This is a genomic window from Roseomonas sp. GC11, assembly GCF_024437745.1.
In the GTDB taxonomy this organism is placed as follows: domain Bacteria; phylum Pseudomonadota; class Alphaproteobacteria; order Acetobacterales; family Acetobacteraceae; genus Pseudoroseomonas.
Genome location: NZ_JANFNY010000046.1, coordinates 1 through 22,544, shown reverse-complemented (window position 1 = coordinate 22,544; position 22,544 = coordinate 1). Strand labels below are relative to the sequence as shown.

Annotated in this window: 19 protein-coding genes and 1 tRNA gene; 10 read left to right on the top strand and 10 right to left on the bottom strand. The window is 69.7% G+C overall.

What is annotated here, in order from left to right; translation table 11 throughout:
• Position 1 precedes the first annotated feature (1 nt).
• From rfbD to rfbC, 3 genes are read right to left on the bottom strand one after another with little or no spacing between them, the layout of a single operon-like run.
• Positions 2-919, bottom strand: coding sequence for a dTDP-4-dehydrorhamnose reductase (rfbD, locus tag NON00_RS15025; protein WP_256022467.1), 918 nt, complete (start codon positions 917-919; stop codon positions 2-4).
• Entirely contained in the window at positions 919-1,995 is a 1,077-nt protein-coding gene (gene rfbB, locus NON00_RS15020; RefSeq protein ID WP_256022466.1) for a dTDP-glucose 4,6-dehydratase, read from the bottom strand. Before rfbB ends, rfbD begins: the two co-directional genes overlap by 1 nt.
• Before the next feature lie 26 nt (positions 1,996-2,021).
• On the bottom strand, positions 2,022-2,552 hold the full coding sequence (rfbC, locus tag NON00_RS15015) for a dTDP-4-dehydrorhamnose 3,5-epimerase (RefSeq protein WP_256022465.1): 531 nt from the start codon (positions 2,550-2,552) through the stop codon (positions 2,022-2,024).
• Between rfbC and NON00_RS15010 the strand changes: the two genes are divergently transcribed.
• A complete protein-coding gene (locus NON00_RS15010; RefSeq protein WP_256022464.1) occupies positions 2,551-2,745 on the top strand; it encodes a hypothetical protein in 195 nt (64 codons plus the stop codon). The genes rfbC and NON00_RS15010 overlap by 2 nt on opposite strands.
• Before the next feature lie 212 nt (positions 2,746-2,957).
• Here the strand turns inward: NON00_RS15010 and NON00_RS15005 are convergent, their stop codons facing one another.
• Positions 2,958-3,650, bottom strand: a complete 693-nt coding sequence (locus NON00_RS15005; RefSeq protein ID WP_256022462.1) for a hypothetical protein — start codon at positions 3,648-3,650, stop codon at positions 2,958-2,960.
• A gap of 370 nt (positions 3,651-4,020) precedes the next feature.
• On the opposite strand from NON00_RS15005, the gene NON00_RS15000 reads away from it, so the two are divergent.
• From NON00_RS15000 to NON00_RS14980, 5 genes are all read left to right on the top strand, one after another.
• Complete coding sequence (locus NON00_RS15000; protein ID WP_256022461.1) at positions 4,021-4,974, top strand: polysaccharide pyruvyl transferase family protein; 954 nt, start codon at positions 4,021-4,023, stop codon at positions 4,972-4,974.
• Between the two features lie 125 nt (positions 4,975-5,099).
• Positions 5,100-6,953 carry a molecular chaperone HtpG gene (gene htpG, locus NON00_RS14995; protein WP_256022460.1) on the top strand — a complete coding sequence of 618 codons (1,854 nt, stop codon included), beginning with the start codon at positions 5,100-5,102 and terminating at the stop codon, positions 6,951-6,953.
• Positions 6,954-7,171: 218 nt separating this feature from the next.
• Positions 7,172-8,233 carry an alpha/beta fold hydrolase gene (locus NON00_RS14990; protein WP_256022458.1) on the top strand — a complete coding sequence of 354 codons (1,062 nt, stop codon included), beginning with the start codon at positions 7,172-7,174 and terminating at the stop codon, positions 8,231-8,233.
• A gap of 56 nt (positions 8,234-8,289) precedes the next feature.
• Positions 8,290-8,919 (top strand): GntR family transcriptional regulator, encoded by a 630-nt coding sequence (locus NON00_RS14985; protein ID WP_256022457.1) that lies wholly within the window; start codon positions 8,290-8,292, stop codon positions 8,917-8,919.
• Positions 8,920-9,137: 218 nt separating this feature from the next.
• Complete coding sequence (locus tag NON00_RS14980) at positions 9,138-10,334, top strand: NAD(P)/FAD-dependent oxidoreductase (protein ID WP_256022456.1); 1,197 nt, start codon at positions 9,138-9,140, stop codon at positions 10,332-10,334.
• A 203-nt stretch (positions 10,335-10,537) separates the two neighbouring features.
• Here NON00_RS14980 and NON00_RS14975 read toward each other — a convergent pair whose 3' ends face one another.
• Positions 10,538-11,539, bottom strand: coding sequence for a tripartite tricarboxylate transporter substrate binding protein (locus NON00_RS14975; protein WP_256022455.1), 1,002 nt, complete (start codon positions 11,537-11,539; stop codon positions 10,538-10,540).
• A 107-nt stretch (positions 11,540-11,646) separates the two neighbouring features.
• Here NON00_RS14975 and NON00_RS14970 point away from each other — a divergent pair, with 107 nt between their 5' ends.
• Complete coding sequence (locus NON00_RS14970) at positions 11,647-12,393, top strand: arylmalonate decarboxylase (RefSeq protein WP_256022454.1); 747 nt, start codon at positions 11,647-11,649, stop codon at positions 12,391-12,393.
• Between the two features lie 134 nt (positions 12,394-12,527).
• Here the strand turns inward: NON00_RS14970 and NON00_RS14965 are convergent, their stop codons facing one another.
• Positions 12,528-13,541 carry a LacI family DNA-binding transcriptional regulator gene (locus NON00_RS14965; RefSeq protein ID WP_256022452.1) on the bottom strand — a complete coding sequence of 338 codons (1,014 nt, stop codon included), beginning with the start codon at positions 13,539-13,541 and terminating at the stop codon, positions 12,528-12,530.
• Positions 13,542-13,595: 54 nt separating this feature from the next.
• Positions 13,596-14,204, bottom strand: coding sequence for a TetR/AcrR family transcriptional regulator (locus NON00_RS14960; protein WP_256022451.1), 609 nt, complete (start codon positions 14,202-14,204; stop codon positions 13,596-13,598).
• Between the two features lie 143 nt (positions 14,205-14,347).
• Here NON00_RS14960 and NON00_RS14955 point away from each other — a divergent pair, with 143 nt between their 5' ends.
• On the top strand, positions 14,348-15,472 hold the full coding sequence (locus NON00_RS14955) for an efflux RND transporter periplasmic adaptor subunit (protein WP_256022450.1): 1,125 nt from the start codon (positions 14,348-14,350) through the stop codon (positions 15,470-15,472).
• A gap of 314 nt (positions 15,473-15,786) precedes the next feature.
• Complete coding sequence (locus NON00_RS14950) at positions 15,787-18,990, top strand: efflux RND transporter permease subunit (RefSeq protein ID WP_256022449.1); 3,204 nt, start codon at positions 15,787-15,789, stop codon at positions 18,988-18,990.
• A gap of 184 nt (positions 18,991-19,174) precedes the next feature.
• Here NON00_RS14950 and NON00_RS14945 read toward each other — a convergent pair whose 3' ends face one another.
• Entirely contained in the window at positions 19,175-20,152 is a 978-nt protein-coding gene (locus NON00_RS14945; RefSeq protein ID WP_256022448.1) for a tripartite tricarboxylate transporter substrate-binding protein, read from the bottom strand.
• Between the two features lie 138 nt (positions 20,153-20,290).
• The gene (locus NON00_RS14940; protein WP_256022447.1) at positions 20,291-21,364 is read right to left on the bottom strand and encodes a tartrate dehydrogenase; all 1,074 of its coding nucleotides are present in this window, start codon (positions 21,362-21,364) and stop codon (positions 20,291-20,293) included.
• Between the two features lie 183 nt (positions 21,365-21,547).
• Here NON00_RS14940 and NON00_RS14935 point away from each other — a divergent pair, with 183 nt between their 5' ends.
• Entirely contained in the window at positions 21,548-22,447 is a 900-nt protein-coding gene (locus tag NON00_RS14935; RefSeq protein ID WP_256022446.1) for a LysR family transcriptional regulator, read from the top strand.
• Positions 22,448-22,485: 38 nt separating this feature from the next.
• On the opposite strand, the gene NON00_RS14930 is transcribed toward NON00_RS14935, so the two are convergent.
• Positions 22,486-22,544: transfer RNA gene (locus NON00_RS14930), tRNA-Met, on the bottom strand.

The following is a 22,544-nucleotide window of genomic DNA, read 5'->3' as shown; positions in this document are numbered from 1 at the left end:
CTCACTTGGTCTCCTGCGGCGCGGCGGCGGTCAGGGTGGGGCCGATCAGCGTGTCGAGCGTGTCAGAGAGGGCGAGGCGCCAGTCCGGCGCGGCGAAACCGTGCACGGCGGCGAGCTTCGCGCAGTCCAGCCGGCCATCGGCCGGGCGGCGCGCCGGGGTCGGGTAGTCCGCGGTGGCGATGGCCTTGAGCCGCGGCACCTTGTGCCCGCGCGCGGCGGCGCCGGCGAAGATCGCCTCGGCGAAGCCGTGCCAGGTGGTATGGGGCATGCCCGTCAGGTGGAAGACGCCGAAGCGCGCATCCCCCGCCGGCGCCGCCACCAGGGCCGGGGCCATGGCGCGCACCGCCGCGGCGAGGTCGGCGGCGAAGGTGGGGGCGCCATGCTGGTCGGCCACCACACCCACCTCGTCCCGCGTCGCGGCCAGGCGCAGCATCGTCCTGACGAAGTTGTGCCCGTCCGGCGAGCAGACCCAGGCGGTGCGCAGGATGACGCTGCGCGGATTGGCCGCCAGCACCGCCTGCTCGCCTTCCAGCTTCGAGGCGCCATAGACGCCGAGCGGGCTGGTCGGGTCCGTCTCGCGATAGGGCGCGCCCTGCTCGCCGGGGAAGACATAGTCGGTGGAGAAATGCACGAAGGGCACGCCGATGGCCGCCGCCTCGGCCGCCAGCCAGCCCGCGCCGTCACGGTTGACGGCATAGGCCAGGGCGGCATCGCTCTCCGCCTTGTCCACCGCCGTATAGGCGGCGGCGTTGACGACGAGATCCGGCTTCGCGGCCGCGACGGCGGCGGCGATGCTCTCGCGGCTGGTCAGATCCAGCTCGGGCGGCTCCAGCGCCACCACCTCATGCCCATCGGGCGGCAGGGCGCGCAGCAGGGCCTGCGCCACCTGGCCGAGGCGCCCGGCAACCAGGACCTTCATCAGGAGGCCGCCTTCGCCGGCTCGGCCAGCAGGCCGATGCGCTCGCCGCTATAGACGCGCTCGCGCAGCGGCTGCCACCACCAGCTGTTGTCGAGATACCAGCGGATGGTCTTCTCCAGCCCGCTCTCGAAATTCTCGGCCGGCTCCCAGCCGAGTTCGCGCTTCAGCTTGCTGGCGTCGATGGCGTAGCGCGCATCATGGCCCGGGCGGTCGGCGACGAAGCTGATCAGGCGGCGGTGCGGGCCGGCGGCATCGGGGCGCAGGCGGTCCAGCGTGTCGCAGATGGCCTGCACGACCTGGATGTTCTGCCGCTCCGAATTGCCGCCGACATTGTAGGTCTCGCCCACCTTGCCCCGGCGCAGCACGGTGATGAGCGCGGCCACGTGGTCCTCGACGAAGAGCCAGTCCCGCACATTCTCGCCCTTGCCGTAGACGGGCAGGGCCTTGCCATCCAGCGCGTTGAGGATGGTGAGCGGGATCAGCTTCTCGGGGAAGTGGAAGGGGCCGTAATTGTTGGAGCAGTTGGTCATCAGCGTCGGCAGGCCGTAGGTCTCGTGCCAGGCGGCGACGAGATGGTCCGACCCCGCCTTGCTGGCCGAGTAGGGCGAGCGCGGCGAATAGGGCGTCGTCTCGGTGAAGAGGCCGGTGGCGCCGAGCGAGCCGAACACCTCATCCGTCGAGATGTGCAGGAAGCGGAAGCCCGCGCGCTGCTCGGCCGGCAGCGCGTTCCAGTAGGCGCGCGCCGCCTCCAGCAGGGTGAAGGTGCCGACGATGTTGGTGTGGATGAAGGGCGCTGCACCCGCGATGGAGCGGTCCACATGGCTCTCGGCGGCGAGGTGCATCACCGCATCCGGCCGGAACTCGGCGAAGGCCTTCGCCATCGCCTCGGCATCGGCGATATCGGCCTGGAGGAAGCCGAAGCCCGGCTTGCCCTCACAGTCGCGCAGGCTGCGCCGCTCGCCCGCATAGGTCAGCTTGTCGACGACCAGCACGGCCTCGGTCTGCTCCTGCAGGACCAGGCGCCGCACCAGGGCCGAGCCGATGAAGCCGGCGCCGCCGGTGACCAGGATGCGCATGGGTATTCTCCTCGAGTAGGCGGCGATCAGAAATAGGCGGGAAGTTCGGCCAGCTTCGGCTGGCGGCTGTCCTTGTCGGACAGCACGGGCCCGCCGGGCGGCAGCGGCCAGTCGATGGCCAGATCCGGGTCATCCCAGGCCACGCCCTTGTCGCAGGCGGGGGAATAGTAGCCGGTCACCTTGTAGGCCACCTCGCAATCCGGCTCGAGGGTGCAGAAGCCATGCGCGAAGCCGACGGGGACGAAGAGCTGCAGCCCGTTCTCGGCCGACAGCTCCACCGCCACATGCTGGCCATAGGTGGGCGAGGCGCGGCGCAGATCGACCGCGACATCGAGGATGCGGCCGCGCAGGCAGCGCACCAGCTTGTCCTGCGGGTCGGGCTGGATCTGGAAATGCAGGCCGCGCAGCGTGCCGACGGGGGCGGAGGTGGAGAAATTGTCCTGCACGAACTCCGCCGCCAGACCGCAGGCGGCGAGGTCACGCGCGCTCCAGGTCTCAGAGAAATAGCCACGGGCATCGCCGAAGCGCCGCGTCGATACAAGGACAGGGCCTTCCATGGAGAAGCGCCGCAGGGAGAAGTTCCGCGACGAAGCCTCCGACACCAACGCCCCAGACCGGACAAAAGCCGCCACCGCCGAATCCATGTATATCCAGAGCCCTTGTGAGAGTTGCCTGATTGCAAAAATTGATCTGGAACAGGGTCGGCTGTCCATCCTTGATCTTTACACCAGAGACGACACGATAATTTGATCCTTTCTCACCCGCGCAGAAAAAATTCATGATCAGGATCACGCTTGGTTGCCGGCGCACCCCACCCACCCCGCATCCAGGGCAGCCGCAGCCCCCTCATCAACCAAGAGATGAAGCACCCCTGATGGCTTCCGGCGATGGTCCAGCGCCCCGGCCGTGGCACGCACTCCGGCGCGGCTTGGCGAAGCGGGAGAGAGGCCCTCCCCCAGCCTTCAGGCGTATTGCTGTTGACTCAGTTCCAGCGCGCCGGCGCAGAGCTTCAGCCACGTGTCATAAGAAATATCACGCGCGTTGCTGCCTGGGGCAAAGCGGTCGATTCTGCCATGGATCAGGCCAGGGCGAAGCATGCGGACAGAGCCGGCCTCGGCAGGATCCTCCGCCACTGAGACATAGAGCAGCACGGAACCGCCCGCCGCCTTGATCACATCATGCAGTTCAAGGACATCAGCCTCGCTGGTGGTCTGCACGAGGCGCGGCTTGTGAACGTAGATGTGCCGCCCCTCCGAGAGTTGCTTGCGCGTCCGCCGCAGCAGGTGCTGCACCTTGCCCATTTCCGCTTCCCAAATTGCTCTGCGTTCCGCCTCGGACAGCAAAAAGGTGAAGCGCTCCGCCGGCGTGGCACCGTGCGGATTCGTCAATTCAGAGCGAAGTTTGCTGTGCCACGCCACGTCACAAGACTGGTCAAAAACCATTCCAGCATTAAAAGGAAAAAGATTCTCAAAGGCATAAATATTTTCAAAATCAGCACGAATCAGTTTGATCAGAGCCTGGGTAGAGAGGATCTCAGCCCACCGGAAGAGCGTGCCAATATCGACCCCCGCGCGCTCTTGGACAAAACCAAACTCGCAATTCGATCCAAAACTTTCAAAATAATTTAGATACGAAATCGCACCCATATCGGACATAATCCTACTCCTCAGCAAACGGCCATCAACATAGCAAGCGCGTGCAGCATGCCTCAAAAAATTCCAGAGCGCAGCAGCCAGCAACCGGCGGCGAAGCCTCTCCCCGCTACAACCAGCATCACACTCGCGCGGGCGAGAAGAACAGTAAATTGACACGACCAACATAGGAATTTATGCTGCTTTTTAGTCGAAGAAGAGCCGAGAGAATACAATGCGAAATCCTTTTTTTGCTTCTCGTCCCGCTCGCGTAAACAATGAGGCAGCTGCAACGCTTGAAGGTATCGAGCGAGAGGTGGGCGGCAATACAGGAAATCTATTGTTTTTTTCGGCGTTGCGGCGCGTTATCTGCCATGAAACCCCTTCAAGCGGGTTGGAATTTGATCCCGATTATGTCCGCGCCAATCATGATGGCATCATCATCCCCGCAGCAAACTGGCTCATTGCGCAGCGAGACACTGGCAAGCTTGCCAGTCTCATCGAAAGGGCAGACCTCCCTACGGTCCTGGTTGGCATCGGCGGACAGTCGTTCACAGGAAAAATCCCAAACCTGCACCCCAACACCAAGCGCTTCCTGCACGTCGTTTCGGAGCGTTCGCACAGCATCGCCGCGCGCGGCACCTTCACCGCCGAGGTGCTGGCGCATAACGGCGTCAAGAATGCCGTCGTCACCGGCTGCCCCTCGCTGCTGTGGCATGTGAAGCACCCCGCCTCCGTCACCCGCACCGTGCCCACCCAGCCCACCAAGGTCGGCATCAGCGGTACCCGGCATGAAGACTTTGACAAGGATCCCGAAACGGGCGCGCCGGTGCCCTCCATCGGGATGGCGCTGCTGCGCCTGGCCTATTCGCGCGGCTTCGACTACATCGCCCAGACCGAGTTCGACCTGCTGCGCATTGCCCGCGGCGAACCCGCCAGCGCGGATGAGCCCAAGCAGGTCGGCGAGTTCCTGGGCGAGCACGACCCCGCCCGCGTCACCGCCTACCTGAAGCAGCATGCCCGCGTCTTCAGCGACGTGCCGAGCTGGATCGAATACAACGCCACGCGCGACTTCATCTTTGGCATGCGGCTGCACGGCGTCATCTCCTCCCTGCTGGCGGGCACCCCGGCGCTGCTCCTCATCCACGATACCCGCACGCGGGAAATGGCGCTCGAGGCCGGCATCCCGCATGTCGAGACCAAGGAGCTGGAGGGCAAGCCGATCGACGTCGAGGCCCTGGCCGAGCGGGCCGACTTCCGCCACTTCAACGCCGTGCAGGAGAAGTATTTCAAGCGCTTCACCGAGTTCTTCGCGAAGAACGGCGTGGCCACCAACCTGCCGAACTGACACCCCGCCGCCGGGGCGGGGAATGCCCCTCCCCCCGGCGGCGGCGCCTCCCCCGCTTGAAGCGCCGCGCAACCCGCCACATATCGCGCCCCGCTGACGCCTGAACCAACGAGGGGAGAATCACCGTGAGCGAGGCCCTGGAACGGCATGAATTCGGCGCCGAGGTGGGGCGCCTGCTCGATCTCGTCGTCCACGCCCTCTATTCGGAGCGCGAGATCTTCCTGCGCGAGCTGGTCGCCAATGCCGCCGATGCGGTGGACCGCCGCCGCTTCGAGGCGCTTTCCACCCCCGCCCTGATGCTGCCCGGCGAGGCGAAGCTGCGCATCATCCCGGACAAGGACGCGCGCACCCTGACGCTGTCCGACCCCGGCATCGGCATGGGCAAGGCGGAGCTGGTGCAGCATCTCGGCACCATCGCGCGCTCCGGCACCCTGGCCTTCGCCCGCTCCCTGGCCGAGGCGCCGGCGGCGGAGAAGCCCAGCCTGATCGGCCAGTTCGGCGTCGGCTTCTACTCCGCCTTCATGGTGGCGGAGCGCGTCGAGGTCACCTCCCGCCGCGCCGGCACGGAGGAAGCCTGGATCTGGGCCTCCGAGGGCCGCGGCGACTATACCCTGGCCCCCGGCACGCGCGCCGAGGCCGGCACCGACATCGTGCTGCACATGAAGGCCGATGCGGAGGAGTTCCTGGACCCCTGGCGGCTCCAGGCCATCATCCGCAAATGGGCGGACCACATCACCATCCCCATCACCGTGACGCGCGAGGGGGAGGAGGAGCCGGCCAATGAGGGCACCGCCCTCTGGCGCAAGCCCAAGGCCGAGATCACGGAAGACAATTACGCCGAGTTCTACCGCCACGTCGCCCATGCCTTCGACACGCCGTGGTCCACCCTGCACTGGCGGGCGGAGGGCACGGTCGAGTTCACCGCGCTGCTCTTCATCCCCGGCATGAAGCCCTTCCAGGTGCTGGAGGGGGAGCGGGAGAGCCGGCTGCGCCTGCATGTCCGCCGCATGTTCATCACCGACGAGGCCGCGCTGCTGCCGCCCTGGCTGCGCTTCGTGAAGGGCGTGGTGGATACCGAGGACCTGCCCCTCAACGTCTCGCGCGAGATGCTGCAATCCACCCCGGCCCTGGCGCGCATCCGCAAGGCGGTGACCAACCGCGTGCTCGCCGAGCTGAAGAACCGCGCCAAGGGGGGGGCCAAGGGGGAGGCCGAGGGGGAGGCCGAGGGCTACCAGGGCTTCTGGGAGAATTTCGGCGGCGTGCTGAAGGAAGGCATCTGGGAGGATGCCGAGCACCGGCAGGAAATCGCCGCCCTGCTGCGCTTCCGCTCCTCGGCGGTGGAGGGTTGGACCTCGCTGGCCGACTACATCGCCCGCATGAAGCCGGAGCAGGAGGCGATCTACCTCCTCGCCGGCGACAATGCGGCGGCGCTGGCGCAGTCGCCCCAGCTGGAGGGCTTCCGCGCGCGCGGCGTCGAGGTGCTGCTGCTCTCCGAGCAGATCGATGCCTTCTGGCCCGAGCGCCTGGCCAGCTTCGAGGGCAAGCCGCTGCGCAGCGTCACCCAGAGCGCGGCCGATCTCGACAGGCTGCCCCTGCCCGAGCCGGCGGAGGCGGCGGCCGATCTCTCCGCCCTGCTGCCGAAGCTGACCGAGGCGCTGAAGGACGGCGTCTCCGAGGTGCGCGCCAGCACCCGGCTGGTGGACAGCGCCGTGGTGCTGGCCGCCGGCAAGGGCGGGCCGGACCTGCAGATGCAGCGCCTGCTGCGCCGCGCCGGGCAGGAGAGCGGCGCCGGCCTGCCGGTGCTGGAGGTCAATCCGCGCCACCCGCTGATCCGCCGCCTCGCCGCGCAGGCCGGCGGCGCGGAGGACCTCGCCGGCATGGCCGGGCTGCTGCTCGACCTCGCCCGCGTGCAGGATGGCGATGCCCCGCGCGACCCGGCCGCCTTCGCGCGGCAGGTGGCAACGGCGCTGGCAGGGTAAAAAAAGGCGTTCTTTTTTAGAAAAAAAGAACCAAAAAACTTCTTTCAGTTGGTGTCCCGCCTCAGGCCTGAGGCGGGACACCAAAATGAAAGAAAGTCTTTTTGCTTCTTTTTCTTCAGAAAAAGAAGCAATTTCTCCTTCTCCTTCCCCGTTGACGGCCTCAACCGCCCGGCCGAAGGTCGCCCGGTTTTCTTTCTCCGACAGAACCGGACAACGCCATGACACGCGCATCCCTCACCCGGCGGGCGGCCCTGCTGGCCGGCCTGGCCCTGGCCGCCGCCCCTGCCGCCGCCGCCGAGATGCCGGCGCCGCAGGAAGGCCTCTGGGTCGCCCGCAACTTCCGCTTCCACACGGGCGAGACCCTGCCGGAACTGCGCCTGGGCTACACCACCCTGGGCAAGCCGGATGGCATTCCGGTGCTGGTGCTGCACGGCACCGCCGGCTCGGCCCGCAGCCTGCTGACGCCCGCCTTCGCCGGCAACCTCTTCGACCCGGGCCAGCCGCTGGATGCCAGCCGCTACTACATCATCATCCCGGACGCGCTGGGCGCCGGGCGCTCCGCCAAGCCGTCGGACGGGCTGCGCGCCGCCTTCCCGCGCTACAATTACGATGACATGGTCCAGGCCCAGTACCGCCTGCTGACCGAGGGGCTGGGGGTGAGGCATCTCGGCCTCGTGCTCGGGCACTCGATGGGCGGGATGCATGCCTGGCTCTGGGGCGTGACCTATCCGGAGTTCATGGACGCCCTGGTGCCCATGGCCTCGCAGCCCACCGCCATGTCCGGCCGCAACTGGATGATGCGCCGCCTCCAGGTGGAGATGATCCGCCGCGACCCGGCCTACCAGGGCGGCAACTACACGGAGCAGCCGCCGGCGCTGCGGCTGGCCAATGTGGTCTATGGCACCGCCACCAATGGCGGCACGCTGAACCTCCAGGCCGCCGCCCCGGACAGCGCCGCGGCGGACCGGCTGGTCGAGGCCCGGCTGGCCGCGCCACCGCCGAGCGATGCCAATGACTTCATCTACCAGTGGGAAGCCTCGCGCGATTACAACCCGGAGCCGCTGCTGGGCCGCATCAAGGCGCGCGTGCTCGCCATCAACGCCGCCGATGACGAGCGCAACCCGCCCGAGACGGGGCTGATGCAGGCGGCGATGCAGCGCATCCCGCGCGCGCGGCTGCTGCTGATCCCGGCCAGCGAGAAGACGCTGGGCCACGGCACCACCGGCAATGCCGGCTTCTTCGCCGAGGATCTGCGCCGCTTCCTGGCCGCGGCCGAGTGACACCCCCGCCGCCCGGGAGCTTCCCCGGGCGGCCCTTCGTGCCGGAGACGCCCCGCATGCCGAACGCGGCGGAACGCGCCTATGACTTCATCCGCCAGCGCATCCTGGAGGGCGGCTTCCCCCCCGGCACGCCGCTGCGCGAATCCGCCCTGGCCACCGAGCTGGGCCTCTCCCGCACCCCGGTGCGCGAGGCGCTGCGCCGCCTGCTGGCGGACGGGCTGGTGGAGAGCATCCGCAACCAGGGCACCTTCGTCACCGAGATCGGCGCGGAGGATCTGGAGGAGGTGTGGGACCTGCGGCTGATGCTGGAGGGCCACGCCGCCGCCCGCGCGGCGCGGCGCATCACCCCGGCGGGGCTGGCGGCGCTGGAGGCCCTGGCCGGGGCGATGGAGGCGCTGGACCCCGGCGCGCCGGAGGCGCCGCGCGCCTTCTCCGCGTTGAACAACCGCTTCCACATGACCATCGCCGCCGCCGCCGGGGCGCGCCGGCTGGAGGGGATGATCGGCCAGGCGCTGGAGGTGCCGCTGGTGCTGCTGAAGCCGGGGCTGACGCGGCAGGCGGTGGATATCGCCCATTCCAACCAGCAGCACCGGGAGCTGATCGCGGCGCTGCGCTCCGGGCAGGGGGAATGGGCGCGGCTGGTGATGCAGGCGCATCTGGCCTCCACCCGGCCGCGGCGGGTGTGAGGGGCCCGCCTTTGTGCACAACAAAGGCGGGCTTTTGGGTATTTTTTGGGCAAATCTGCGGATGAATTTGCCCACACCCTGACCCGATGGGCGAATCCGCATTCTCATCCCTTCTTCATTGTGCACAATGGCGGCACGCCGGTTCGCCGGAGCCCTCCCCTCACCGCCGAGGTGCCCATGCCCCGCCCCCTCCCCGCCACCGCCGCGGCCCGCCCCGCATGAGCCGCGAGCGCGTCCTCATCGCCGGCGCCGGCCCGGTCGGGCTGGTGGCCGCCACACTGCTGGCCGAGGCCGGCATCCCCGTCACCCTCGTCGAGGCGGAGCGCGAGCTTCCCACCGACCTGCGCGCCTCCACCTTCCATCCGCCGACGCTCGACATGCTCGACCGCCTCGGCCTCGCCGCGCCGCTGGTGGAACAGGGGCTGATCTGCCCGCAATGGCAGTTCCGCGACCGCGCCACCGGCCCCGTCGCCACCTTCGACCTCTCCCTGCTGAAGGACGAGACGGCCCACCCCTTCCGCCTGCAATGCGAACAGTGGCGCCTGGCCCGCATGCTGCGCGACCGGCTGGAGCAGCACCCGGACGTCACCCTGCTCTACGGCGCCCGCGCCACCGCGGCGGAGCAGGACGCCGATGGCGTGCGCCTGACCCTCACCCTGGCCGGGGGCGGGGAAGAGGTGCTGGAAGGCCGCTACCTGATCGGCGCCGATGGCGCGCACAGCGCGGTGCGCAAGGCCGCCGGGGCGGTGATGGAGGGGCAGACCATCCCGGAGCTGTTCCTCACCCTCTCCACCACCTTCGCCTATCACGAGGTGATGCCGGACCTCACCAGCATCGCCTATATCTCGGACCCGCAGGAATGGTTCGTGCTGCTGCGCACCGCCAGCCTGTGGCGCCTGCTGCTGCCCACCCCGCAGGATGAGCCGGAAGACGTGATGCTCTCCGAGGCGCGCATCCAGGCGCGCATGCAGGAGGTCTGGCCGCGCGCCGGCGGCTACGAGATCCGCCACCGCACCGCCTACCGCGTGCATGAGCGCGTGGCGGACCGCTACGTCTCCGGCCGCATCCTGCTGGCGGGCGATGCCGCCCATCTCAACAACCCGCTGGGCGGCATGGGCATGAATGGCGGCGTGCATGACGCCTTCAACCTGGCGGAGAAGCTCATCGCCGTCTGGCGCGGCGCGGACCCGGCGCTGTTCGGCCGCTATGAGCGGCAGCGCCGCAAGGTGGCGCTGGAGGTCGTCCAGGCCCAGACGCTGCGCAACCGCGCCACCCTCAACCAGCGCGACCCGGAAGTGCGCCGCGCCGCCCTCGACGACCTCCGCGCCACGGCGGAAGACCCGGCCCGGCACAAGGCCTATCTGATGCGAAGCTCCATGATCGCCTCGCTGCGCGAGCTGGACAGCGTCGCCTGATGAGAAGGGAGGGCCTGGGGAAGCCCCGCCTCCCCAGACGAAAAGATTGTTCCCTGGGGAGGCTCCGCCTCCCCAGACCCCTCCGCCGGGGGGACAGGGTCCCCCCGGACCCCGCCATCCGTTTGGCGCCAACGGATCGCGGGGTCCGGGGTGGCCGTGCCACCCCGGCGGGGGTTCAGGGGGCGGAGCCCCCTGCCCGGCCTTTACCCGGCCTGCGCCCCGGTGGCCTTCACCACATCGCGCCAGCGTTCCGTCTCGGCGGCCATGAAGGCGCCGAAGGCCTCGGCGCTGCCGGGCCGGGGAATGGCCCCCAGTTCCAGGTAGCGCGCGCGCAGCCCGGGCTCCTGCAGGCTGGCCACCACCTCCTGGTTCAGCCGGGCGATGATCTCCGCCGGCACGCCGGCCGGCGTCACCACGCCGAACCAGCCGGTGGAGGTGATGTCGATGCCCTGCTCCTTCAGCGTCGGCACCTCGGGGAAGCTGTCCAGCCGCTCCGTGCCCGTCACCGCCAGGGCGCGCATCTTCCCGGCCCGCGCCATCTCTGCCACCGCCGAGACGGATTGGAACAGCACCTGCACGCGGCCTTCCATCATGTCCGTGTTGAGCTGGCCGGAGGAGGAATAGGGCACGTGCTGCATGTCCAGCCCCGTCACCAGGGCGAACTGCGCCCCCGCCAGATGCTGCGAGGAGCCGGCGCCGACGGAACCGTAATTCACCTCCCGCGCGTGCTTGCGGGCATAGGCGATGAAGCTGGCCACGTCCTGCACCGGCAGGCTGGGCGAGACCACCATCAGGTTCGGCACCAGCGCCATCAGCGAGACCGGCAGGAAGTCCTTCTCCGGCACGAAGGGCAGGCTGGGGTAGAGCCAGCGGTTGACGGCGTTGGAGGCGATGGAGCCCAGCCCCAGCGTGTAGCCATCCGGCGCGCTGCGGGCCACCGCGGCCATGCCGATATTCGTCCCCGCGCCGGGGCGGTTCTCCACGATCACCTGCTGCCCCAGGCGACGCGACAGCGCCTCCCCCAGCAGGCGGGAGAGCACATCCCCCGCCCCGCCGGCCGGGCCGGGCACCACGAAGCGGATGGGCCGCGACGGCCAGGCCTCGGCCCGCGCCGCGCGCCCGGCCAGGGCGGCCCCCGCCACGGCGCCGGCCGCCGCCAGCACGCCACGCCGCCGCATCACAGAGGAAGGAAAGGAGATCGTCATGCCCGGGAACTCCTGAAGCAGGCTGTGCAAACCTATGCGCAACCATGCATGAACCGCGCCACTCCTGGCACGCCCCTTTTCACTCCGCCCGAAGGATCCTTCCGCCCATGACCGATGTGCTCGGCTACCGCCGCAAGTTCGGCGTCCTCGGCCCTTCCACCAACACCGTGGTGCAGCCGGACTTTGACGATATGCGCGTCCCCGGCGTCACCGCCCATTACAGCCGGATCTTCACCCCCAACGCCAAGGCCATCAGCGACGAGACCTTCAAGGCCGGCACGCAGAAGATCGCCGAGGGGGTGCTGGACGCCGTGGCCAGCGTCATGACCTGCGAGCCGCATTACCTGGTGATGGGCATGTCCGCCGTGACCTTCTTCGGCGGCAAGGCGGGGGCCGAGGCCTTCCGCGAGAAGATCGAGACGGCCTCGGGCGTTGGCATCAGCTGCGGCAGCCTGGCCACCACGGCGGCGCTGCGCGCCTATGGCGGGGTGCGGCGCATCGCCTTCCTCTCCCCCTACTACCCCGTCGCCAATGCCGAGGTGCGCCGCTACTTCGAGGAGGAAGGCTTCACCGTGGTGCGCGACACGCCCCTGCGCTGTCCCTCCTGGACCGCCATCGCCGAGGTCGGGCCGGAGCGCCTCCGCACTGTGCTGCGTGAACTCGATGGGGAGGATGTGGACGCGCTGGTGCAGGTGGGCACCAACCTGTCCATGGTGCGGCTGGCGGCGGCGGCGGAACTCTGGCTGGGCAAGCCGGTGATCGCCATCAACACCGCCACCTGGTGGCATGCCCTGCGCGCCAATGGCATCCAGGACAAGATCCAGGGCTTCGGGCGGCTTCTCGAAGAGTTTTAAGGCAGGAAGAAGCGTTCTTTTTTTGAAAAAAAGAACCAAAAAACTTTTATCCGTTAGCGTCCCACGTCTGGCCTGATGTGGAACGCCAAACTGAAAAAGTCTTTTTGGTTCTTTTTCTTCAGAAAAAGAACATTTTATATGAAATTTCTTGTCGATCCCCGCAGCATCAGCGTCCCCCGCAGCGAGATGACATCATCGGGCACGCGGGCGCCGCTGATATCGGCCACCAGCAGGTCGAGCCCGCGCGCCACCATGGGGGCCAGGGGCTGGGCCACGGTTGTCAGCCGGTAGGGCGGGCCGGCGGCGATGGCGATGCCGTCGAAGCCCGCCACGGACACATCCTCCGGCACGCGCAGCCCGGCCGCGCGCAGCGCGTCGATCACTCCCATGGCCAGGATGTCGGACACGGCGAAGACGGCATCGGGCCGCGTGTCCGGCGGCAGGGCCGCCAGGCGGGACCCGGCGGCATAGCCCGCCGCGTGGCTGGCCCCGCCCGGCACCAGCAGCGGCTCCGGCAGGCCGGCGGCGCGGAGGCAACGCGCGAAGCCCTCCGCCCGGTCCTGGTTGTTCGAGCTGTCCGGGTTGCCGGTGACGATGGCGAAGCGCCGGTGCCCGCCCTCCAGCAGATGCGCCGCCAGTTCCTCGCAGCCCGCGCGGTTGTCGCAGGCCACGGCGCTGGCGTGCAGGCGCGGCACGCGGTTGACCATGACGACCGGCACGCCATTGGCGGCGCAGACCGAGGCCGCGCGGGAGGAAAGTTCCGCCGAGGTGATCAGGCAGCCATCCATCTTGTACTGCAACAGGGCGGCGGCGGTGCTGTCCTCGATCGGGCCGCGGCCGACATGCAGCAGCAGCACGCGCAGTTCGCGCCGTGCCGCCTCCGCCACCACGGCCTGCATCATCTCGGCATAGATGGGGTTCTCGATGGGGCCAAGGACGAGGCCGATCAACTGGCTGCGCCCGCCCACCAGGGTGCGGGCCAGGGCATTGGGCGTATAGCCCGCCGCCTGGGCCAGGGCGGTGATGCGGTCGCGCATGGCGGGGGAGATGCGCGGATCCCCCTTCAGGGCGCGGGAGACGGTGGAGGCCGCGACCCCCGCCTCACGGGCCAGGCTGGCAATGGTGGCACGCGCCGGATTGTCCTGCATGGGCTTTGGGGTAGCAGGCTGCCGCGAAGCTGGCCAGTCTCCAGCGCGGGGCGATCAGCCCTCCGCCGGCAGGCCCGCCGCCAGCAGGGCCGCGCCGGCCCGCTCCAGCGCGCAGGCCGCCGCCTCGCCCCCCAGATAGGGCACGGCGGCGAAGGCGCCCTCCATCAGCACCAGCATGCCATCGCCCAGCCCCGCCGCATCCGCCGCCCCCGCCGCGGCGCAGAGGTCGCGCAGCATCGCCCGCACCTCCTGCTTGCGCGCATCGGCCACCTTGCGGGCCGGGTGCTCGGGGTCGGGGAATTCGACGATGGCGAGGCCCATCGGGCAGCCGCGGAAACCCGGGCTGCGCAGCGCCGCCGCCGCGGCGTGCAGGAAGGCCAGCGGCCGCTCGCGCACCGGCATCTCGGCGCGCAGCACGGGGCCGTACCAATCCTCCTCCGCCGCGCAATCCTCGCGCAGGATGGCCTCCACCAGCGCATCCTTCGAGGGGAAGGCCCGGTAGAGGCTCATCTTCGTCGTGCCGGCGACGCGGCAGACTTCTTCCACCCCCGTGGCGCGGATGCCCTGCCGGTAGAAAAGCTCCTTCGCCGCCTCCAGCACACGCCGCGCCGCCGGGCGCGGATCACGCACACCACAGGCCTTGGGCATCGCCGACTCGGTCACCGGAACCTCCTTGCTGCTGGGCCTCGCCCGGGCCTCGCGGTCTTGTGGGGAAAGCACCTTCATGGACCTCTTGCAATGATACTGACCGGTCCGTATCAATATGTGACAAACCGGTCGGTATCATTCGACCGTGGAGATAGGCAATGCCCACCCCCTCCCGCAAGATCCTGCCGGCGGCTCTTGGCCTGCTGGCGTTTGGTTTCTCCCCGGCCATCACCCCCGCCACCGCCCAGCCTGCTCCCCCCGCCGTCACCGTCGCCGAGCCGCTGCGCCGCACCGTCACCGAGTGGGACGAGCATGTGGCGCGGCTGGAGCCTTCCGCCCGCGTCGAGCTGCGCCCCCGCGTCTCCGGCCAGGTGCAGCGCGTGCATTTCCGCGATGGGCAGATCGTCCAGGCGGGTGACCTGCTTTTCACCCTCGACCAGCGCCCCTTCGTCATCGCCGCCGAGGCGGCGCGGGCGGAGGTGGCGGGCGCCCAGGCGCGGCTCGACCTCGCCCGGCAGGACAGCGACCGCACCGCCCCCCTGGTGCGCGACCGCTTCGCCCCCCAGGCCCAGATGGACAGCCGCCGCGCCGCCCAGCGCGAGGCGGAGGCGCAGCTGGCCGCCGCCCAGGCGCGGCTGCGCCAGGCGGAGCTGGACCTCTCCTGGAGCGAGGTGCGCGCCCCGCAGGCGGGCCGCGCCTCCGACCGCCGGGTGGATGCCGGCAACCTGGTGCAGGCCGGCGACACGCTGCTGACCACCATCCTGACGCTCGACCCCATCTATGCCGTCTTTGATATGAGCGAGGCGGATTACCTGCGCCTCGCCCGGCTCGGGGTGACGCGGCCGGAGGCGGCGCCCGCCGTGCAGCTCCGCCTCGCCGATGAGACGGGGTGGAGCCGCGCCGGGCGGCTCGACTTCGTGGACAGCGCGCTGGAGGGCCGCTCCGGCACGCTGCGCGCCCGCGCCCTGCTGGACAACAGGGACCTCCTCCTGGCCCCTGGCCTCTTCGCCCGGCTGCGCCTGCGCGCCGGTGAGGGCGAGGCGCTGCTGGTGCCGGATGCCGCCATCGCCGCCGACCAGGGCGCGCGCATGGTGATGACGGTGGCGGCGGATGGCACGGTGCAGGCCCGCCCGGTGACGCTAGGCCCGGTGGTGGACGGGCTGCGCGTGGTGCGCCACGGGCTTTCGCCGCAGGATCGCGTGATCGTCGCCGGCCTGCACCTCGCCCGCCCCGGCGCCCGCGTGACCGCCGAAACCGCCCCTCCCCGCCTCGCCTCCCGCTAATTTCTTTCAGGCTGCCGCTCCAGCGTGGCGAGGCGGGCCTCTTTTCTTTCAGGCTGCCGCTCCAGCGTGGTGAGGCGGGCCACTTTTCTTTCAGGCTGCCGCTCCAGCGTGGTGAGGTGGGCCGCTTTTCTTTCAGGCTGCCGCTCCAGCGTGGTGAGGCGGGCCGCTTTTCTTTCAGGCTGCCGCTCCAGCGTGGTGAGGTGGGCCGCTTTTCTTTCAGGCTGCCGCTCGCGGGCAGCGCGATCCAGCGCCGGCCGACAACGGAGGCCGGCCCTGAAAAAAACCTGAAAAAAAGCTGAACAGGGATACAGAACATGCGCTTCGCGCGCTTCTTCATCGCGCGGCCGGTCTTTGCCGCGGTGATCTCGATCGCGATCACGCTGATCGGGGCCATCGCCGCCTTCCGGCTGCCGATCAGCGAATATCCTGAGATCGCGCCGCCGACGGTGACGGTCACGGCAAGCTATCCCGGCGCCTCGGCCGAGGTGATCGCCGCCACGGTGGCAACACCGCTGGAGCAGGAGATCAACGGCGTTGACGGCATGCTCTACCTCACCTCGCAATCGACCGGCGACGGGCGGCTGACGGTGACGGTGGTGTTCCGCCAGGGCACCAATGTGGATTCCGCCCAGGTGCTGGTGCAGAACCGCGTGGCCGTGGCCGAGCCGCGCCTGCCGGAAGAGGTGCGCCGCCTCGGCCTCCAGGTGCGCAAGGCCTCGCCGGACCTGCTGATGGTCGTGCACATGCTCTCGCCCGATGGCTCGCGCGACCAGCAATACGTCTCCAACTACGCGACGCTGAATGTGCGCGACCGGCTGGCGCGGCTCGATGGCATCGGCGATGTGCAGATCTTCGGCGCGCGCGACTATGCCATGCGCATCTGGCTGGACCCGGCGCGCGTCGCCGCGCGCGGCCTGACGCCGGGCGAGGTGGTGGAGGCGCTGCGCCGCGCCAATGCGCAGGTGGCGGCGGGCGGGCTGAACCAGCCGCCCACCGGCGCCGGCCAGGGCCAGGCCTTCCAGGTGAATGTGCAGGCGCTGGGCCGCCTCGTCTCGCCCGAGGAATTCGCCGAGACGGTGGTGGCCACAGGCGCGGGCGGCGCGCCCGTGCGCCTGCGCGATGTCGCGCGCGTCGAGCTGGGCAGCCAGGACTACACGGTCAACGCCTATCTCGACAACCAGACGGCCACGGCCATCCCGCTCTTCCAGCGCCCCGGCTCCAACGCACTCGCCACGGCGGAAGCCGTGCGCAACACAATGGAGGAACTGTCGAAGAGCTTCCCCCCCGGCCTGAAATACTCGATCGTCTACGACACGACGCGCTTCATCGCGCAGTCGATGGAAGCGGTGGTGCACACCTTCGCCGAGGCGGTGCTGCTCGTCGTTGTTGTCGTCATCCTCTTCCTGCAATCCTGGCGCGCGGCGGTGATTCCGCTGCTGGCCATTCCCGTTTCCATCATCGGCACCTTCGCGGTGATGTCGGTGCTCGGCCTCTCGCTCAACACGCTGTCGATGTTCGGCCTGATCCTGGCCATCGGCATCGTCGTCGATGACGCCATCGTCGTCGTCGAGAATGTGGAGCGCCACCTGGCCGATGGCATGGAGCCGCGCGCGGCGGCGGAGCGCACGATGGACGAGGTGGGCTTCGCCCTGCTCGCCATCGCCCTCGTGCTCTGCGCCGTCTTCGTGCCCACGGCCTTCATCTCCGGCATCGCCGGCGCCTTCTACCAGCAATTCGCCGTCACCATCGCCGTGGCCACGCTGCTCTCGGCACTGGTGTCGCTGACGCTCTCCCCCGCCCTCGCCGCGCTGCTGCTGCGCCCGCACGGGCACCACGCGGCCACCGGCTGGCGCCGCTGGCTCGGCGCGCCCGTCGGCTTCTTCTTCCGGGGCTTCAACCGCCTCTTCGATGCGCTCTCCTTCGGCTATGGCCGCATGACGCGGCGGGTGCTGCGCTTCTCCGCCCTGCTGCTCATCCTCTATGCCGGGCTGCTGGCGGTGACGGGGCAGACGGTGCGCAGCACGCCCACCGGGCTGATCCCGCCGCTCGACCGTGGCTATCTGATCGCCGCCTTCCAGCTGCCGCCGGGTGCCGCGCTGGCGCGCACCGATGCCGTCATCCGCCGCGCTTCCGAGACGGTGCTGAAGATCCCGGGCGTCGAGGGCGCGGTGGCCTTTGTCGGCTTCGATGGCGCCACCTTCACCAACGCGCCCAATTCGGGCGTCATCTTCGTCACGCTCAAGCCGTTCGAGGAGCGCATCGCGCAGGGCCTCGCCTATGGCGCCATCCTGGGCGAGATGCAGGCGCGGCTGGCGCAGGAGCGCGAGGCGATGGCGCTCGTCATCCCGCCGCCCTCGGTGCCGGGCATCGGCACGGGCGGCGGCTTCAAGCTCTATGTGCAGGACCGCGCCGGCCGTGGCCCGCGCGCGCTGGAGCAGGCCACCCAGCGCGTCGTCGGCGCCGCCTTCCAGCGGCCCGAGATCGCCATGGCCTTCACCCTGTTCAACACCTCGACGCCGACCCTGCGCGCCGAGGTGGACCGCAGCAAGGCGGAGATGCTGGGCGTGCCGCTCTCCCGCGTGGCGGAGACGCTGTCCGTCTATCTCGGCTCGGCCTTCGTGAACGACTTCAACATTCTCGGCCGCACCTACCGCGTCACCGCCCAGGCGGAGGAGACGCAGCGCCTGACGCCGCGCGATGTCGCCCTCCTGCGCACGCGCAACGAGGCCGGGCAGATGGTGCCGGTGGGCGCCCTCGCCAGCTTCGAGGATGACACGGCACCCTACCGCGTGCCGCGCTACAACCTCTATCCGGCCGCCGAGATCCAGGGCGCGGCGAAGCCCGGCATGTCCACCGGCCAGGCCATCGCCGCGATGGAGGCCGTGCTGGCCAGCGAACTTCCCGAGGGCTTCGGCTTCGAGTGGACGGAAATCGCCCTGCAGGAGACGACGCAGGGCGACACGGCGCCGATCGCCTTCGGCCTCGCCGTGGTCTTCGTCTTCCTGCTGCTGGCGGCGCTGTATGAAAGCTGGCTGCTGCCGCTGGCGGTGGTGCTGATCGCGCCGATGTCGGTGCTGGCGGCGCTGATGGGCGTGCTGTGGCGCGGGCTGGACAACAATGTGCTGGTGCAGGTGGGGCTGGTGGTGCTGGTCGGCCTCGCCGCCAAGAACGCCATCCTGATCGTCGAGTTCGCCCGCGCGGCGGAGGCGGAGGGCATGACCCGCTGGCAGGCCGCCGAGGCCGCCGCCCGCACCCGCCTGCGGCCGATCCTGATGACCTCGCTGGCCTTCATCCTGGGCGTGCTGCCGCTGGCGGTCGCCACCGGCGCGGGCGCCGAGATGCGCCAGAGCCTCGGCACCGCCGTCTTCGCCGGCATGCTGGGCGTGACCGCCTTTGGCCTGCTCTTCACGCCCATCTTCTACGTCGTCGCCCAAACTCTCTCCGCCCGCTTCGCTTCCAGGCGGCCGCCCTCTCCCGCCGCGGCGGAGCATGGGGCGGAGGCACGGCACACCGGGTGAAAGGCCGTTCGAACAGGCGGCCCGCGCTGTTGAGAGGGGCTTCGCCCCTCTCAAACTCTCCCGACCAAAGGCCTGAGGCCTTTGGAAACCCATCTGAAGGCGGGTGCAGGGGACCCTGTCCCCTGCTGGGGGAGTTTGAGGGGGCAAAGCCCCCTCAAAGCCACAAGCACCCCCTGTGGAACCATCAATCCGCGTAAGTGCCAGCGGCCTCGATGATCGGCCGCCAGCGGGCGACTTCCTCGGCGAGGAAGCGGCGGTGGAAGGCGGGGGTGGCGTGCTCGGGCGGGGCTGGCTCGGTCACCAGTTCGGCGAAGCGCTGGCGCAGGCGCTCCTCGCGCAGGGCGGCGCGCAGCGCGGTGGAAAGGCGCTGCTGCACCGGCTCCGGCGTCTGGGCGGGGGCGTAGAGGCCATGCCAGGTGCTCATGGCGATGCCGGGGGCGCCGGCCTCGGCGGTGGTCGGCAACTCCAGGCCCGGCACGCGCTGGGCGCTGCTCACCGCATAGGCCTTCACCCGCCCCTCGCGGATGAAGGGCATCGTGTTGGTGGCCTGGTCACAGAAGATGTCGATGCGCCCGGCCATCAGGTCGGTGATGGCGGGGGCGCTGCCGCGGAACACCACGGGCGTCACCGCCGTACCGGCCGCGTGCTGCAGCAACATGCCGCAGAGCTGGTTGGCGCCACCCAGGCCGGAATGGGCGAGGTTCAATTTATCCCCCTGCTGGCGGATCTCGGCCATGAAGCCGGCGAGGTCGCGCGCCGGGAAGTCGGGCCGCGCGATCAGCGTCATCGCCGCGTTGGAAGCCAGGCCGAGCGGTGCGAAACTCTCCAGCACGGAGAAAGGAAGTTTGCGATAGAGCGTGGCCGTGCTGGCCATGCCGATATGGTGCATCAGCAGCGTATGGCCATCCGGCCGCGCCTGCGCCACGCGCGCGGCGGCGATGGTGCCGCCGGCGCCCACGACATTCTCCACCACCACCGGCTGGCCGAGATCGCGCGACATGCCCTCCGCCACCAGGCGGCTGATCACATCGGTCGGCCCCCCGGCGGAGAAGGGCACGGTGAGGGTGATGGCGCGGCTCGGGAAGCCCTCCTGCGCGCGCAGGGCGGGGGCGGCGAGCAGCGGCGGCAGCGCGGCCAGCAGGCTGCGGCGGGACAGGCTCATGGAGAATCTCCCTCGGGCGGCCGGCGTCGGCGATGCGCGCCTGGCTCGTTCTGGATGAGGGCCGCCGGGCGGAGCGCCCGCCGGCCCGGCCTCCGGCCCCGCTGGCGCGCGGGGCCACGGGAGGAACCGCGCCGCCGCTCAGGCGTTGCCGGCGCGGATCGCCTCGCAGACGGCCTCCGTCACCTCGCGCGTCGTCGCCCTGCCGCCGAGGTCGGGGGTCAGGATGCCGGCGCCCGTCACCTGCGCCACGGCGTGCATCAGCCGCGCGGCGGCGGCGGGCTCGCCCAGATGCTCCAGCATCTGGGCGCCCGTCCAGAAGGTGGCGACAGGGTTGGCGATGCCCTTGCCGGTGATGTCGAAGGCAGAGCCGTGGATCGGCTCGAACATCGAGGGGAAGCGCCGCTCGGGGTCGATATTGCCGGTGGGCGCCACGCCCAGGCTGCCCGCCAGCGCCGCCGCGAGGTCGGAGAGGATATCGGCGTGCAGGTTGGTGGCGACGATGGTGTCGAGGCTGCCGGGCTTCAGCACCATGCGCATCGTCATGGCGTCCACCAGCATCTTGTCCCAGGTGACGTCCGGGAATTCCTGTGAGACCTGCTCGGCGATCTCGTCCCACATCACCATGCCGTGCCGCTGCGCGTTGGACTTGGTGACGACGGTGAGCAATTTGCGCGGCCGCGCCTGCGCCAGGCGGAAGGCGTAGCGCATGATGCGGGTGACGCCGACGCGCGTGAAGATGGCGGTCTCGGTCGCCACCTCCTCGGGCAGGCCACGATGGGCACGGCCGCCATGGCCGGCATATTCGCCCTCCGAATTCTCGCGGACGATCACCCAATCCAGGTCACCCGGGCCGCAGTCGCGCAGCGGCGGGGTGATGCCGGGCAGGATTTTGGTGGGGCGGACATTGGCGTATTGGTCGAAGCCCTGGCAGATCGGCAGGCGCAGGCCCCACAGGGTCACATGGTCGGGCACGTCGGGGGCGCCGACGGCGCCGAAATAGATGGCGTCGAAGGGCTTCAGGCGCTCCAGGCCATCGGCGGGCATCATCACGCCGGTCTTGCGGTAATGGGCCGAGCCCCAGGGGAATTCCTCGACCTTCAGGCGGAAATCGCCGCAGCGGCGCTCCAGCGCCTCCAGCACCTGGAGGCCGGCGGAAATCACCTCGGGGCCGATGCCGTCGGCCGGGATGGCGGCGATGGCATATTCACGCATGCGCGTCTCCTCCTGGGGAGGCGAGTCCGGGGGGAAAGAATTCCCCCCGGCCCCCCATCTTTTTCTATCGGGGCCGGCCGCCGCTGGCGGCCGGCAGCCAGCATAGGGGGTGGCGGCGCGGAGGAGCGCATGCATAGGATTGTATAAGAGATTGATATAATCAGCTTGGCGGGAGGGTGTGCGGTGGAGTTGCGGCAGCTGGGCTGCTTCGTGGCCGTCGCGGAGGAACTGCATTTCGGGCGCGCGGCGGCGCGGCTGCACATGCTGCCTTCGGCGCTTGGGCGCCATATCCGGCTTCTGGAGGAGGAACTGGGGGCGCGGCTCCTGCTGCGCACCACCCGGCATGTGGCGCTCACCCCCGCGGGGCAGGCCCTGCTGGAGGAAGCGCGCATCGTGCTGGCCGCGGCCCAGGCGGCGGCGGCGCGGGTGCGCGCGCTCGGGGGCGGGGCCGCGCTGCGGCTGGGGGCGATCGACAGCGCGGCCTCGACCCTGGTGCCGCCGCTGCTCTCCGCCTTCCGGCAGCGCCACCCTGCGGTGGATATCCGGCTGACCGAGGAAAAATCCTCCCGGCTGCTGCCACAGCTGGAGGCGGGGCGGCTGGATCTGGTGTTCATCCGCACGCCGCCGGCGGGGTCGGGCCTCGCCTTCCGCGCGCTCGGGCAGGAGAAGCTGGTGGCGGCGCTGCCGGAGGGGCACCCGCTGGCCCTGAGAAAAAGCCTCGCGGTGCGGGACCTCGTGGGGGAAAGGCTGATCCTGCCGCCCCGCCATGCCCGGCCGCACAGCCACGCGCTGGTGCGCCATCTCTTCGAATCCGCAGACCTGCCGCCGCCCCGCCCGGCCCAGGAGGCGGCGGAAAAGCAGACGATCATCGCCCTGGTGGCAGCGGGGATGGGTGTGGCGCTGGTGCCGGAATGGGTGGCGCGGCTACAGGCCGAAGGGCTGGCCTATCGCCCGCTCGAAGCACCCCCGCAGGCGGCGCCGGAAGCGATCCTGGGCGCGGCCTGGATGCCCTCCCATGCCAGCGTGGCACGGGATATTTTTCTGGCGATGCTGGAGGGGCTCAAACGCAAGAACCCCGCTTGAGGGCGAGGTTCTTGCGTTTTGTTTTGATGGGATGCGGGGACAGGATTTGAACCTGTGACCTTCAGGTTATGAGCCTGACGAGCTACCGGGCTGCTCC